General features: G+C 62.2%; 15 protein-coding genes. 10 read left to right on the top strand and 5 right to left on the bottom strand.

Features of this window, described 5'->3' with window-relative positions; genetic code table 11:
* Positions 1 to 56: 56 nt before the first annotated feature.
* The 3 genes from E2N92_RS09025 to E2N92_RS09015 form a co-directional block, all read right to left on the bottom strand.
* On the bottom strand, positions 57 to 659 hold the full coding sequence (locus E2N92_RS09025; RefSeq protein WP_343222836.1) for an HD domain-containing protein: 603 nt from the start codon (positions 657 to 659) through the stop codon (positions 57 to 59).
* 65 nt (positions 660 to 724) lie between these two features.
* Complete coding sequence (locus tag E2N92_RS09020; RefSeq protein WP_220680858.1) at positions 725 to 2,113, bottom strand: ATP-binding response regulator; 1,389 nt, start codon at positions 2,111 to 2,113, stop codon at positions 725 to 727.
* A gap of 425 nt (positions 2,114 to 2,538) precedes the next feature.
* On the bottom strand, positions 2,539 to 3,039 hold the full coding sequence (locus tag E2N92_RS09015) for a rubrerythrin family protein (protein WP_220680857.1): 501 nt from the start codon (positions 3,037 to 3,039) through the stop codon (positions 2,539 to 2,541).
* Between the two features lie 166 nt (positions 3,040 to 3,205).
* Between E2N92_RS09015 and radC the strand changes: the two genes are divergently transcribed.
* Positions 3,206 to 3,862, top strand: a complete 657-nt coding sequence (gene radC, locus E2N92_RS09010; RefSeq protein ID WP_220682985.1) for a RadC family protein — start codon at positions 3,206 to 3,208, stop codon at positions 3,860 to 3,862.
* A 35-nt stretch (positions 3,863 to 3,897) separates the two neighbouring features.
* A complete protein-coding gene (locus tag E2N92_RS09005) occupies positions 3,898 to 4,785 on the top strand; it encodes a cation diffusion facilitator family transporter (RefSeq protein ID WP_220680856.1) in 888 nt (295 codons plus the stop codon).
* On the opposite strand, the gene E2N92_RS09000 is transcribed toward E2N92_RS09005, so the two are convergent.
* Complete coding sequence (locus E2N92_RS09000) at positions 4,769 to 5,368, bottom strand: flavodoxin family protein (protein ID WP_220680855.1); 600 nt, start codon at positions 5,366 to 5,368, stop codon at positions 4,769 to 4,771. The two genes, E2N92_RS09005 and E2N92_RS09000, sit on opposite strands and share 17 nt — an antisense overlap.
* A gap of 113 nt (positions 5,369 to 5,481) precedes the next feature.
* Here E2N92_RS09000 and E2N92_RS08995 point away from each other — a divergent pair, with 113 nt between their 5' ends.
* The 7 genes from E2N92_RS08995 to E2N92_RS08965 are packed head-to-tail and all read left to right on the top strand — an operon-like array spanning position 5,482 to position 10,630.
* Positions 5,482 to 5,706, top strand: a complete 225-nt coding sequence (locus E2N92_RS08995) for a zinc ribbon-containing protein (RefSeq protein WP_220680854.1) — start codon at positions 5,482 to 5,484, stop codon at positions 5,704 to 5,706.
* Between the two features lie 13 nt (positions 5,707 to 5,719).
* Positions 5,720 to 5,845 (top strand): desulfoferrodoxin FeS4 iron-binding domain-containing protein, encoded by a 126-nt coding sequence (locus E2N92_RS08990; RefSeq protein WP_220680853.1) that lies wholly within the window; start codon positions 5,720 to 5,722, stop codon positions 5,843 to 5,845.
* A gap of 5 nt (positions 5,846 to 5,850) precedes the next feature.
* Positions 5,851 to 6,192, top strand: a complete 342-nt coding sequence (locus E2N92_RS08985; RefSeq protein ID WP_220680852.1) for a carboxymuconolactone decarboxylase family protein — start codon at positions 5,851 to 5,853, stop codon at positions 6,190 to 6,192.
* A gap of 26 nt (positions 6,193 to 6,218) precedes the next feature.
* A complete protein-coding gene (locus E2N92_RS08980) occupies positions 6,219 to 6,857 on the top strand; it encodes a peroxiredoxin (protein ID WP_220682984.1) in 639 nt (212 codons plus the stop codon).
* A 34-nt stretch (positions 6,858 to 6,891) separates the two neighbouring features.
* Positions 6,892 to 9,351, top strand: a complete 2,460-nt coding sequence (locus E2N92_RS08975; protein WP_220680851.1) for a PAS domain S-box protein — start codon at positions 6,892 to 6,894, stop codon at positions 9,349 to 9,351.
* 39 nt (positions 9,352 to 9,390) lie between these two features.
* A complete protein-coding gene (locus tag E2N92_RS08970) occupies positions 9,391 to 10,017 on the top strand; it encodes a flavodoxin family protein (RefSeq protein WP_220680850.1) in 627 nt (208 codons plus the stop codon).
* Entirely contained in the window at positions 10,007 to 10,630 is a 624-nt protein-coding gene (locus tag E2N92_RS08965) for a flavodoxin family protein (RefSeq protein WP_220680849.1), read from the top strand. Before E2N92_RS08970 ends, E2N92_RS08965 begins: the two co-directional genes overlap by 11 nt.
* Here the strand turns inward: E2N92_RS08965 and E2N92_RS08960 are convergent.
* Positions 10,605 to 11,207: a zinc metalloprotease gene (locus E2N92_RS08960; RefSeq protein ID WP_220680848.1), complete on the bottom strand. Its 603-nt coding sequence runs from the start codon at positions 11,205 to 11,207 to the stop codon at positions 10,605 to 10,607. The genes E2N92_RS08965 and E2N92_RS08960 overlap by 26 nt on opposite strands.
* A 77-nt stretch (positions 11,208 to 11,284) precedes the next feature.
* Here E2N92_RS08960 and E2N92_RS08955 point away from each other — a divergent pair, with 77 nt between their 5' ends.
* Entirely contained in the window at positions 11,285 to 11,569 is a 285-nt protein-coding gene (locus E2N92_RS08955; protein WP_220680847.1) for a chorismate mutase, read from the top strand.
* Positions 11,570 to 11,603: the final 34 nt, after the last annotated feature.

The following is an 11,603-nucleotide window of genomic DNA, read 5'->3' as shown; positions in this document are numbered from 1 at the left end:
AGGGGGGTGGCGTGGGATGGATAAAAGAGTTGTGGGGAGAGCGGTGCCATCCCGGATCAACGACACCGGCCGCCGACGTGCATCTCCTCATCGAGGTTCTCAACAAACCTGGTGAGTAATTCATGCCGTTCTTCGGCGATCTGCCGGGCGCCGTCGGTGTACATCAAACCCTTCAATTTCAGGAGTTTATCCCCGATATGATCGACGGCGTCCTGGATCCCGCCGCCGTGTTCGCCGGCCCGCAGAAAGGTCCGGGCGATGCCGACCGCCCCGAGGGCGTCGAGTTTGTCGGCGTCAGAGAGGATCTTAGCCTCAAGGGTCTCCGGCGTTGCCGTGGATCGGTAGCGGTGGGTGCGGATGGCATGGGCGATCAGGGGGATGCGGTCGGTGTCGTAGCGGACCGACCTGAGATAGTCTTCTGCGATCCGCGCCCCCTCCTCTTCATGGGAAAACCCGCGCTCCTCCTCCAGAGGTCGGGCGATATCGTGGAAGAGAGCGGCCGGGATGAGCACCCGCATATCGGCACCCTCCACCCGGCCGATCGCCTCGCAGAGGCGGGTGACCCGGAGGATGTGGTCGAAGCCGTGGGAACCCGACGCCCGGAGGGTCGTCTCAACGTAGTTTCTGATCAGATCGATCTCGTCGTCCATGCGGTGCATCGTGGAAGATGGTTCGCGGGGGGCGAAGATAGAGATGCGTGTACAATGGGTACAGAGAGTGTCGTCTACCACCCCTTCCCCTCGCGGTATCCCCCGGGCGGCACCCTGATCTCAAAGCGCGCCCCCTCGCCCTCCCGCCCGGTTTCCGCGATCGTCATTCCGGTGATGGCCAGGATCGACTGCACCAGAAAGAGCCCGAACCCTCCGCTCTTCCTGCCAAACCCCACTTCAAAGATCGAAGACTTCTCCTCATCCGGGACGCCGGCGCCGTCGTCCTCCACCACGATGATCCCCCCGCTCTCGTCCCCTGAGAACCCGACCCGCACCCCGGTCACGCCGTCGCCATGACGGACGGCGTTCTCCATGAGGTTGAAGAAGACCTTCTCCAGCATCGGGTCTGCATAGACCTCCAGCGCCCCGATCTCGGCCCGAAGGCCGACCTCGGCAGGCAGGACGGCGGCCGCCGCCCGCCGCACCGCCTCATCCATCGACTGCCACGCCGGCCCGTGCACGCCCAGTGCCTCGTAGTCGCGGGTAAACGAGATCTGGCGCTGGATCGTCTCTGCAGCTCCCTTGCACCGCTCAAGATACTCCTGCATCTTCGGGTTGTCCGCGGCAGCCACCTCCCGGCCGAGGAGGTGGAGGTAGCCGGAGAGAGCGGTGACCTGGTTGAGGATATCGTGGCGGGTGATGCCGGAGAGGAGGTTGAGTTTCTTGTTCGCCTCCTGCACCGCCTCCATCGCCTGTTTGTGTTCGGAAATATCCCTGGCAATGGCGCAGAGATATTCCCTGCCGTCAAAAAGAAGGTATTCTCCCCTGATCTCCAGCGGGACCATCGTCCCCCCCCTCGTCAGGTGGGAAGATTCATGGGAGACACGACGGCGCCGTTTCATCTCCTCCCAGCCCTCAGGCCACCGCTCTGCCGGAAAAGCGGGATCGATATCGGCGAGCGTCATTGCCATGAACTCTTCCCGGGAGTAACCCAGGAGCGCAGACGCCGTCTCGTTGACATAGACGAACCTCCCATCGGCATCCAGCCAGAAGACCAGATCGCCGGCGCGTTCGAGGGCAATCCGCGCCATGCCGAGGTGGCGCACCGTCTGCCTTTGTGCTGCGAGGCGACGGACGAGGGGTTCGAGTGCTGAATCCCCGTTAATGGTCGGAAGGAAGAGGTCGTTCCCTGATGTGAACGCCTCGTCAATTTCCTCCTCCTGTGCCGTCCCGGCAAAGAAAATAAAAGGAACATCCGGGTGACGGGTCCGCACTGTCCTGAGGAAAGCGAGGCTGTCGGTATCTGTCATCTGGTACCTGGCAAAAACAGCGTAACAGGGAGTGATTGCAAGGTGTGCCAGTGCTTCGTCCACTGACCGGCAGGTGACGATCGGGAGCGTATCATCGTACCCGATCGTATCTCTAATCCGGCTTAAAACATCAGCATCACGGTCTACCACCATGATATGACCGATAGGCCACCTGTTATGCTCTTCTTCCTGCATCTGAGAACACACCCGGATGGTCTTTGTAGAGGGAATTATATCTTTCTATTTATGTTTATAATTTGTATGAATGCCCGGGACCACAAAAAAACCATGATACCCAAAAACTAGGCCTTGTAGAATCGAGCATCAGCCCGGAGCTCAAGCATACAGGATGAAATTTCCTGGTGGTCTCGGGTGCGCGGATCCTTGTTCCCTCTTCAGAGCGGGACATCACATAGGGCGATCACTTCATTGCCGCCCCCGCCTCTCCTCGCCGTGGGGGAGGTGGGGGGCGGCAATCCCCCCGTCGAAGAGAACCATCAAGATGATTTCTACAAAGCCGAAAGAAGACGCCTTCGCTGGCGAGGAGGTCGTACTCAAAAAGAAAATCAGGAGAGCTTTCACTCCACCATCATAAACTTCGCACCCGGCACCCCGCAGATCGGGCATCGCTCCGGGGGTTTGCCGATCTCGATGTTCCCGCAGACCGGGCAGAGGAACACCTCGGCACCCTCGAAGTCCTTGCCGGCCCGCAACGCCTCCGAGGCCTTCGTGTACAGCCCGGCATGCACCTGCTCGGCCTTCATCGCATGGGTGAAGATGACCGCCGCTTCGGTGTTTCCCTCCTGCTTCGCCGCCTCGATGAAACCGGGGTACATCTCGGTGAACTCCTCGGTCTCGCCGGCGATGCTCGCCTCCAGGTTCTCGGCCGTGCTCTTCACCCCACCCATCACGCTGAGTTCCCGGCGGGCATGGATCGCCTCGGCCCTGGACGCCGCACGGTAGATACGTGCGACATTCGGGAACCCTTCTTCGTCTGCCTTCTCAGAGAAAGACTGGTATTTCCTGTTCGCCTGCGACTCCCCGGCAAATGCATCCATGAGGTTCTCCATCGTTGCCATGAGTATCCCTTCAGGGCGCCCGCTAAAAATACTTTCCGCCGTCAGGGCCCAGAAAGGCCCGGGTTACGCCCGGCAATTCGGCCAGAATAATTTCCGAACGCCTGAAACTTCGAACAGGCAATATTCAAACATTTATATACTCCTGTTGCCGATGATGCCCCTGATGATGAAACGGATCTCCGAAGTTCCGGCCCTTGACCGCCCCAGGGAGAAGATCGCCGTCAGAGGGCCGGAGGCCCTCACCGACCGGGAACTCATCGCCGCGATCATCGGGAGCGGCGGACCCGGTCATGACGTCTTCGAGGTTGCACGGGCGATCGAAAGGACACTTCCCGCGGAAGGCATCCCCGCCTACGCCGACCTCCTCGCCATACCCGGCGTCGGCGCCGCCAAGGCATCCCAGATCGCCGCCGCCTTCGAACTCGCGAGAAGACGGTTCGTCCCCGCCGACGTCCGGATCACGACGCCCGAAGATGTCATCCCTCTCGTCCGCCACATTGCCGAGCGAAAACAGGAATATTTCGTCTGCCTCTCCCTCAACGGCGCCGGCGAGGTCGTCGGCAACCGCGTCGTCACCAAAGGCCTCCTCAACTACAGCCCGGTTCATCCCCGCGAGGTCTTTGCCGACGTCATCACCGACCGTGCCGCCTCGGTGGTCTTCGTCCACAACCATCCCTCGGGATCCCCGGAACCCAGCCGCGAGGACATCGCCATTACCAGACAACTCCTTGACGCCGCCGGGATCCTCGGGATCCGGGTCCTCGACCACATCATCCTCACCCGGAAAAACCACCTCTCCATGCGCGAGCGTGGCCTCCTGTGAAACCCTAAATATCGAGAGGTCAACCTACTCCAGACATGCAGTACGCACGGGCCAGGCGGGTACTCTGGCTCATCCTCATCGCCAACATCACCGTCGCCCTGGCCAAGGCGGTCTTCGGCCTCCTCGCCGGGTCGATGTCCATGGTCGCCGACGCCCTCCACTCGACCTTCGACTCGGTCTCCAACATCATCGGGATCGCCGCCATGACCGTCGCCGCCATGCCACCGGACAGGAATCACCCCTACGGCCATGCCAAGTTCGAGACCATGGGCACCCTGGTCGTCGGCGGCCTCCTCCTCCTCACCGCCTACTGGGTGATCACCGAAGGACTGGCCAGGATCACCACCGGCGCCGCTCCGCAGATCACCACGCTCACCATCGGCGTGATGGCGGCGACGATCGTCGTCAACGTCCTGGTTGCCTGGTACGAACGCCGGGCCGGCGAGCGGTTGGGAAGCAGTTTTCTCATCGCTGATTCGAAACACACCCAGAGCGACATCCTCGTCTCCCTCTCGGTCCTGGCCGGGTTCGGGTTCGTCTGTCTGGGCTACCCCCTCGCCGACCCCCTCATCGCCCTGGCCATCGGGGCGATCATCGGGAAGATGGGGCTCTCCATCCTTAAGGACGCCGGGATGATCCTCACCGACGCCGCCACCGTCAACTGCGAGGAGGCGGTGCGGGAGGCCGTGACCGCCGTCGCCGGCGTCCAGGGCTACCACCGGTTCCGGTGCCGGGGCGGCGCTGGCGACCTCCGCGCCGACATCCACGTCACCGTCGACCCCAGGATGAGTGTCGAGACCTCGCACGCCCTCACGCTTGAGATCGAAGCGGCGATCATGGCTGCCGTGCCCGGCATGAAAGAGGTGATCGTGCACATCGAACCCGGCAAGGAGGAGGAGGGCGGGGTCAGTCTTCCCTCCTGACCTGGCGGCAGAGTTCTTTTCCTTTCTCGTACGCCGCCTCGACCACCTCGGGACGCGTCCTGATATCCCTGACATGGTCCATATCTCGCTGAAAGACCCCGTCCCAGTACGGACAGTCGATGATCTCGCAGAAGGCCTGCGTCGTCTGGAGCGCCCCGTCGAAATTGTCGGGCAGGTCCATCCCTGAAATGCAGATGAAGAGCGTCTTCCTCCTCGCCCGATGTTCGGGTGTGATGAATGAGTTGTTCCGCATATATTTGGCCATATAAAAGACCTGGAAGCGATCCATGAACGACTTGAGTTTGCCGGGGATGCCCATCGTCATGATCGGCGTGGCGATGATCAGCCCGTCCATCTCACGGAACTTCTGATAATAGGGCGTGAGCTCGTCCTGCATCTGGCAATCCTCATGGGCCATACAGTGAAGGATCTCCATACAGGGCTGGAAGTTGAGAAAGGGAACCGTCACCTTCTCGACCTCGCACCCCCCATCCTCGGCCCCTTTTACCGCTTTGTTGAAGAGATACGCGGTGTTGCCCCCCCTCACCGGACTCCCCAGAAGAGCGATGATCTTTCCGGGCATGGACGACTCCTCTGCTCCGCGGTATATCTATCTATGCCCGGTCCGGGCCCCCCCCGCCACCCCTGCCGGGAAGAATTATATAACAGCGGCTATAATCCCCCGTCGGTGAGAGCATGACAGCAGAGGAACCGACGAGCGTGAAAGCCGGGGAGCGGGTGGGCCCCGGCAGGTATATCTGCATCGACTGCGGGCGGGAACTGAAGGTGACCGAGGCCGAGAAAGACCTGGTCAAGTGTCCCAGTTGTGCCTGCGAGGAGTATCAGTGCTTCCCCATGACTCACATCAGACCTGACATCAAGACACCCGAGGACGCCATCCACCCCCCGAAACGGAAGTGAGGGGGATAGGGCAATGGCCAATGTCGAAGAAGTAGGGCAGGTCTTCCTCTGTGAGATCTGCGGGAACGTGGTCGAAGTCAAAGAAGTCGGAGGAGGAGAACTGGTCTGCTGTGGCGAACCGATGGTCCTCCGGGAGTGATAAAAATGGAACAGAAACTGAAAGACCTGGAAGAGAAGATTGGGAAGGTGCCCAAGATCTTTGCTGAGCTCAAGGAGATGGAACCCGACCTCTATGAGAAGGTGATGGGCCTGGACCAGATGGTGTGGGCAGACGGGGCGCTCTCCAAACAGACGAAAAAAGTGCTCGCGATCGCGATCGCCGCGTCGCTGCGCGACCGCCACGCGGTCAGGGCCCAGATGGCCGGGGCGAAGAACCTTGGCGTGAAGAAAGAAGCGATCGAGGAGGGACTGCGGGTCGCATTCCTCCTGGCCGGGATGCCAGCCTATGTCTATGGGAAAGCGGCACTTGAGGAGTTCATGGACTAGAATGGAGGATCGAGGGGGGACATATGATGGAGGAGAGCCACTCCTTCCCCATCCTCGGGGAGGAAACGCCCGATTTTGAGGTCTTGACCACCCAGGGCCCGCTGAAACTCTCTGACCTCCGGGGCAAATGGGTCGTGCTCTTCTCGCATCCGGCCGACTTCACGCCGGTCTGCACGACCGAGTTCATGGCCCTGGCACAGGCGAACGACGAACTCCAGCGCCTGAACGTGCAGTTGATCGGACTTTCCATCGACAGCGTCCACTCCCATCTCGCCTGGGTCAGGAACATCGAGGAGAAGATGGGAGTACAGATCCCCTTCCCGATCATCGCCGATCTGGACATGCAGGTGGCGCGAAAGTTCGGGATGATCCATCCCGGCCAGAGCAGCACGGCGACGGTGCGTACGGTCTTTTTCATCGACCCCGATGGAAAGATGCGGGCGATGATCTACTACCCGCTCAGCAACGGGCGGTATATCCCCGAGATCGTCAGACTGGTCAAGGCTCTCCAGGTCACGGACCGGCATGGGGTGGCGACGCCGGCAAACTGGCAGCCCGGCGAGAAGGTTGTCGTCCCACCGCCAAAGACGGCGGAAGAGATGGATCGGCGAGAAAAAGAGGGGTACGACTGCAAGGACTGGTACCTCTGTTTCAAGGAGATCTGAGCAGGAAGCCCCAGCGGCCCCTGCCTTTTGAGCCATGGAGACGATACAGAAAGGGGCCAGCGTCCTGATCGTCGGGAAGAGCCCCAGGCCCCGGACAGAGGAGGCCCCGGTCACGATTGTCCCGGGGCCTGATGAAGCGCTGGCCGAACTCGATCGCCAGCGTTACGAGGTCGTCATCGCCCCGCTCGAAGAGACGGGGCCGGACTTTTTCGAGCAGGTGCTCAGGAGCGAGACGCCGCCCGACCTGCTGGTCGTTCCCTCGGAGGGCGACCGGTCGGTGGTCGTCGAGACACGACCGGGCGGCGGGATGGCGGGCGGAACCGGCGAAATGGTGCGAGCGGCCTTGCAGGCGTACGAAGGGCGCCGCGCCGGCGAGGCCCTCAAAGAGCGGGAGCGGCAGCTCACCACCCTGATGGCCAACCTGCCCGGGATGGTCTACCGGTGCAAGAACGATCTCGCGTACACGATGGAGTTCGTGAGCGAAGGGAGCGGAGAGGTGCTCGGCTATACCCCCGAAGACCTTGTCATGAACCGCCGGGTCTCGTACGGCGACCTGATCAGAGAGGAAGACCGCGACTATGTCTGGGAGGAGATCCAGTCGGCGGTACAGAGAGGGACGGCCTTCAGGGTGACCTACCGCGTCACGACCGCCGACGGGAGCGAACGATGGGTCTGGGAACAGGGGCGGGGAGTCATGGGGCCCGACGGTTCCCTCGTCGCCCTCGAAGGGTTCATCACCGACATCACCGCGCGGGTGACGGCCGAGAAGGAACTCAAGCGGCGCGAGGTGGTGCAGAAGGCGATCCTGGACAATATCCCCGACTATGCCTGGCTCAAAGACCGGGAAGGTCGATACATTGCCGTCAACCGGGCGTTCGAGGAACTTGCCGGACGCAGGCGCGAAGAGATCGTCGGGCATACCGACCGGGAGGTCTGGCCGGCGCACCTGGCCGAACGATACCGCGAGGAGGACCGGGAGGTGATGGCGTCAGGGATACGGCGGTTCCTGGTCGAACCCCTGAGGCGGGCCGATGGCCTCGAGACCTGGGTCGAGACGGTGAAGACCCCGATCACCGGGCCGGACGGGACGATCGTCGGGACCACCGGGATCGGGCGGGACGTCACCAAACGGATGGCGATGGAGGACGCCCTCAGGCGGAGCGAGGAGAAGTACCGCGTCTTCCTGGAGAACTTCCAGGGAATCGCCTTCAGGGCGACGCCCGCCCTCAGTCCGGCCCATATCTTCGGGGACGTCGAGGGAATGACCGGGTATACCGCCGAAACGTTCCTCTCAGGAGAGATGGACTGGCGCGAGGTCGTCCACCCGGACGACCGCAAGGCCTTCGAGACCTTTGTCACCGACCTCCTTGCGAAGCATGGGGCCGGGGCCCTGGACTTCAAGATCGTCAGGAAGGACGGAACACTGCGATGGGTCCACGAACAGATCCAGACGATCCTGGACGCACAGGGAGAACCTGCAGCCCTGCAGGGTTCCCTGTACGACATCACCGCACGAAAAGTTGCCGAAGAGAAGGCACGAGACCTGGCAAAGTTCCCGGAAGAGTCGCCCGAACCGATACTGAGGGTACGGGGCGACGGGACGGTGCTCTACGCAAACCCGGCGAGCCGGCCGCTCATGGACCTCTGGGGGATCCGGGAGGGCGGCATGGTACCCGAGGAACTCTGGACCTTTGTCAGGGAGTCCTTCGGCGCGGGAGAGGGGCGGCAACGGGACTTCCAGATCGACGGCTCCGACTATTCGGTCACCTGCGTCCCGGTACCGGAGGGGGAGTATGCAAACCTTTACGCGACCGATATCACCGAACGCAAGGCGATGGAGACGGCGGTGCATGAGGCGAACCGGAAACTCAACCTCCTCAACTCGGTCCTCCGCCACGACCTTCTCAACCAGCTCACGGTCCTCCAGGGCTACCTCGAACTTGCCCGTCAGAGTGGCGAGGCAGGTGAGTACCTCGAGAAGATCGCCGGGGCCTCCGAACGGATCAGGCGGCAGGTCGATTTCACCCGCGACTACCAGGAACTCGGGGTGAAGGGGCCGATCTGGCAGGGTGTCAGGGAGGAGATCGAGAATGCTTTCGCCGCACTCTCCCCTTCCGACCTCGCCCTGACAATCGAGGTGCCCCCGGACCTCGAGGTCCTCGCCGACCCGCTCCTCGAACGGGTCTTCTACAACTTGCTCGACAACTCAATCCGCCACGGCAGGGGGGCGAGCAAGGCCCGCGTCCATGTCGTGCCCGCAGGGGACGGCGTCACGATCGTCTACGAGGACAACGGTGTCGGGATCCCGGAAGGGCAAAAAGATCAGGTCTTCAGGTACGGCGCCGGCCACGGTACCGGCCTGGGGCTTTTCCTTTCGCGCGAGGTCCTCGCCCTGACCGGGCTTGCGATCGTCGAGAACGGACGGGAGGGCGAGGGAGCACGCTTTGAGATCAGGGTCCCGGTCGGCCGATTCTGGTATCGGGAGGAGGCCTGACCGCCAACCTTTTTCTGGTTCCGGGATCCAGGAGCTGTAATGGTGCTCCATGTCCTCGCCATCGCCGGCAGCCCGCGCCGGCACGGCAACTCCGAGACCCTGCTCGACTGGGTGATCGCCGCCATGCAGGCCGAAGGTGGGGCCGGGATCAAGGTCGAGAAGGTCGCCCTCAACGAGGTGACGGTCGAACCGTGCCGGGGGTGTAATGCCTGCGAGCAGTTGAACCGGTGCGTGCAGCGCGACGATCTCGACTGGCTCGGCCAAAAACTCCTGGACGCCGACTGTGTCATGCTTGCCGCCCCGATCTACTGCATGGGTGTCTGCGCCCAGGCCAAGGCGCTCATCGACCGGGCCCAGGTCTTTCGGTCGCGCAAATATGTCCTTCACCTGCCTGTGGTCCCGCCCGAGCGGAAAGGGAAACGCCTGGGAGTCTTTCTCTCGACGGCCGGGCAGACCTGGGAGCATGTCTTCGACGCGGCGGTGCCGGCGGTGAAGTGTTTTTATCATGTGATGGAGATCAAGAACGCCGATATTTCGTACCTGATGGTGAAGGGGGTGGACCATGCCGGCGAGGTGGAAGAGCATCCGTCGGCGGCGGCCGATGCGGCGGCGCTGGGAAAAGACCTGGTCAGGGAACTGAGGAGGCGGTTCGGCGATGACTGTTAAGGTGCTCGGGATCTCGGGCAGTCCGCACCGGCACGGCAACACCGAGACCCTCCTTGACGCCTTCCTGGAGGGGGCGGAGGAGGCGGGTGGCGAGGTCGAGAAGGTGGTGCTCAGGGAACTGAAGTACTCGGCCTGCCGTGGCTGCAATGCCTGCCACACCCAGGGGGTCTGCGTCGTGAAGGACGACCTTACCATACTTTTCAAAAAGATCGAGGAAGCCGATGTCCTGGCTGTCGCCTCCCCGATCTACTCGATGGGGATCACCGCCGACCTGAAGGGGCTCATCGATCGAGCGCAGTTCCTCTGGGCGCGGAAGTTCGTGATCAAAGACCTCTACTTCACCGACGAGCATATGCGGGCGCACAAGGGGATCTTCATCTCGACGGCAGGGCAGAAGTGGGACTATGTCTTCGACTCGGCCTATCCGATGGTGACGGCGTTTTTCAATGGGACGGGGTTCGAGTATTACGACAATGTCATCGCAAACAACATGGACGAGTACGGCGGGATCCGCGGCCACCCGACCGCACTGACCGAGGCAAAAGAGAAAGGAAAGGAGGTAGTCGGGGAGGTCGTGTCTATCCTGACTACAGGAACGTCAACGCGGCGATGACCGCCCCGAACGAGGCGACGAAGAGGACGGCAAAGACCCCTTTGTTCCACGCGAGCACTTTTCTGCCGTCGAGCACGCTCACCGGAAGCATGTTGAAGGCGGCGAGCATGGCGTTGATCTGGACGCCCATCGCCCCGAGGACCACGACCCAGTAGGACGAGAGGCTCAGGCCCGCAAAGAAGACGCCGGCAAAGAGGGCGCAGAGCCCGAGGTTAGTTGCCGGGCCGGCGGCCGAGATGATGCCGTTCTCCCGGCGGGTGGTGGCGCCGTAGATCATGGTGGCGCCCGGTGCGGCAAAGACGACGCCGACGAGGGCGGCGAGGATGACGGCCATCAGGAGCATGACGTTGTCTTTCTGAAACTCGGCCCAGTAGCCGAAGTGCATCGCGGCGAACTTGTGGGCGAGCTCGTGGAGGACGAAACCGATCCCGACGGTGAGGAGGGAGAGGACGAAGACGATGAGGAGCCCCACCGGGTTGGCGAAGTCCCGGATATAGAGGAACGTGAAGGCGACGGCGATCGCCGCCCAGGCCACGAGCAGGTCCCGCCGTTCGCGCTGCGGGATTCTCTCAAGCATATACAAGAAGTGCGCCTTCGAGGGGTTTATCCTTGTGGGTCGGCACCGTTTTGTAGGGTGAGAGCAGAGGATGTGTCATGACGATCGAGGAGGTCAGGGAGGAGATCGACCGGATCGATGCCGGAATCATCGACCTCATCGCGGCGCGCCAGGCGGCGGCGGTGCGGATGGCCCATGAGAAATATCTGGCCGGGGCGGCGGTGCGGGACGAGAGACGGCGGGAGGCCCTGCTGAAGAAGGTCTTTGAAATAGCGGTGGAGAAGCAGGTCGACCCGGTGCAGGTGCGCCGGATCTTCGAGATCCTGATCGATATGAGCGAGGAACGGCAGCGGGAGTGGACCGGGGAGGGGAACCTGCCGTGATGGGTGGGTGACATTCAGATCTCTGAGAATCTTT

Source organism: Methanofollis formosanus, from assembly GCF_019633745.1.
Taxonomy (GTDB): Archaea; Halobacteriota; Methanomicrobia; order Methanomicrobiales; family Methanofollaceae; genus Methanofollis; species Methanofollis formosanus.
The sequence above is the reverse complement of the archived record's forward strand: the minus strand, read 5'-3'. Positions and strand labels throughout refer to the sequence as shown.

Excerpts from the sequence above, each read along its gene's own strand:
- E2N92_RS09025 (WP_343222836.1), bottom strand. The coding sequence starts at position 659 with ATGCACCGCATGGACGACGAGATCGATCTGATCAGAAACTACGTTGAG.
- E2N92_RS09020 (WP_220680858.1), bottom strand. The coding sequence starts at position 2,113 with ATGGTGGTAGACCGTGATGCTGATGTTTTAAGCCGGATTAGAGATACG.
- E2N92_RS09015 (WP_220680857.1), bottom strand. The coding sequence starts at position 3,039 with ATGGCAACGATGGAGAACCTCATGGATGCATTTGCCGGGGAGTCGCAG.
- radC (WP_220682985.1), top strand. The coding sequence starts at position 3,206 with ATGAAACGGATCTCCGAAGTTCCGGCCCTTGACCGCCCCAGGGAGAAG.
- E2N92_RS09005 (WP_220680856.1), top strand. The coding sequence starts at position 3,898 with ATGCAGTACGCACGGGCCAGGCGGGTACTCTGGCTCATCCTCATCGCC.
- E2N92_RS09000 (WP_220680855.1), bottom strand. The coding sequence starts at position 5,368 with ATGCCCGGAAAGATCATCGCTCTTCTGGGGAGTCCGGTGAGGGGGGGC.
- E2N92_RS08995 (WP_220680854.1), top strand. The coding sequence starts at position 5,482 with ATGACAGCAGAGGAACCGACGAGCGTGAAAGCCGGGGAGCGGGTGGGC.
- E2N92_RS08990 (WP_220680853.1), top strand. The coding sequence starts at position 5,720 with ATGGCCAATGTCGAAGAAGTAGGGCAGGTCTTCCTCTGTGAGATCTGC.
- E2N92_RS08985 (WP_220680852.1), top strand. The coding sequence starts at position 5,851 with ATGGAACAGAAACTGAAAGACCTGGAAGAGAAGATTGGGAAGGTGCCC.
- E2N92_RS08980 (WP_220682984.1), top strand. The coding sequence starts at position 6,219 with ATGGAGGAGAGCCACTCCTTCCCCATCCTCGGGGAGGAAACGCCCGAT.
- E2N92_RS08975 (WP_220680851.1), top strand. The coding sequence starts at position 6,892 with ATGGAGACGATACAGAAAGGGGCCAGCGTCCTGATCGTCGGGAAGAGC.
- E2N92_RS08970 (WP_220680850.1), top strand. The coding sequence starts at position 9,391 with ATGGTGCTCCATGTCCTCGCCATCGCCGGCAGCCCGCGCCGGCACGGC.
- E2N92_RS08965 (WP_220680849.1), top strand. The coding sequence starts at position 10,007 with ATGACTGTTAAGGTGCTCGGGATCTCGGGCAGTCCGCACCGGCACGGC.
- E2N92_RS08960 (WP_220680848.1), bottom strand. The coding sequence starts at position 11,207 with ATGCTTGAGAGAATCCCGCAGCGCGAACGGCGGGACCTGCTCGTGGCC.
- E2N92_RS08955 (WP_220680847.1), top strand. The coding sequence starts at position 11,285 with ATGACGATCGAGGAGGTCAGGGAGGAGATCGACCGGATCGATGCCGGA.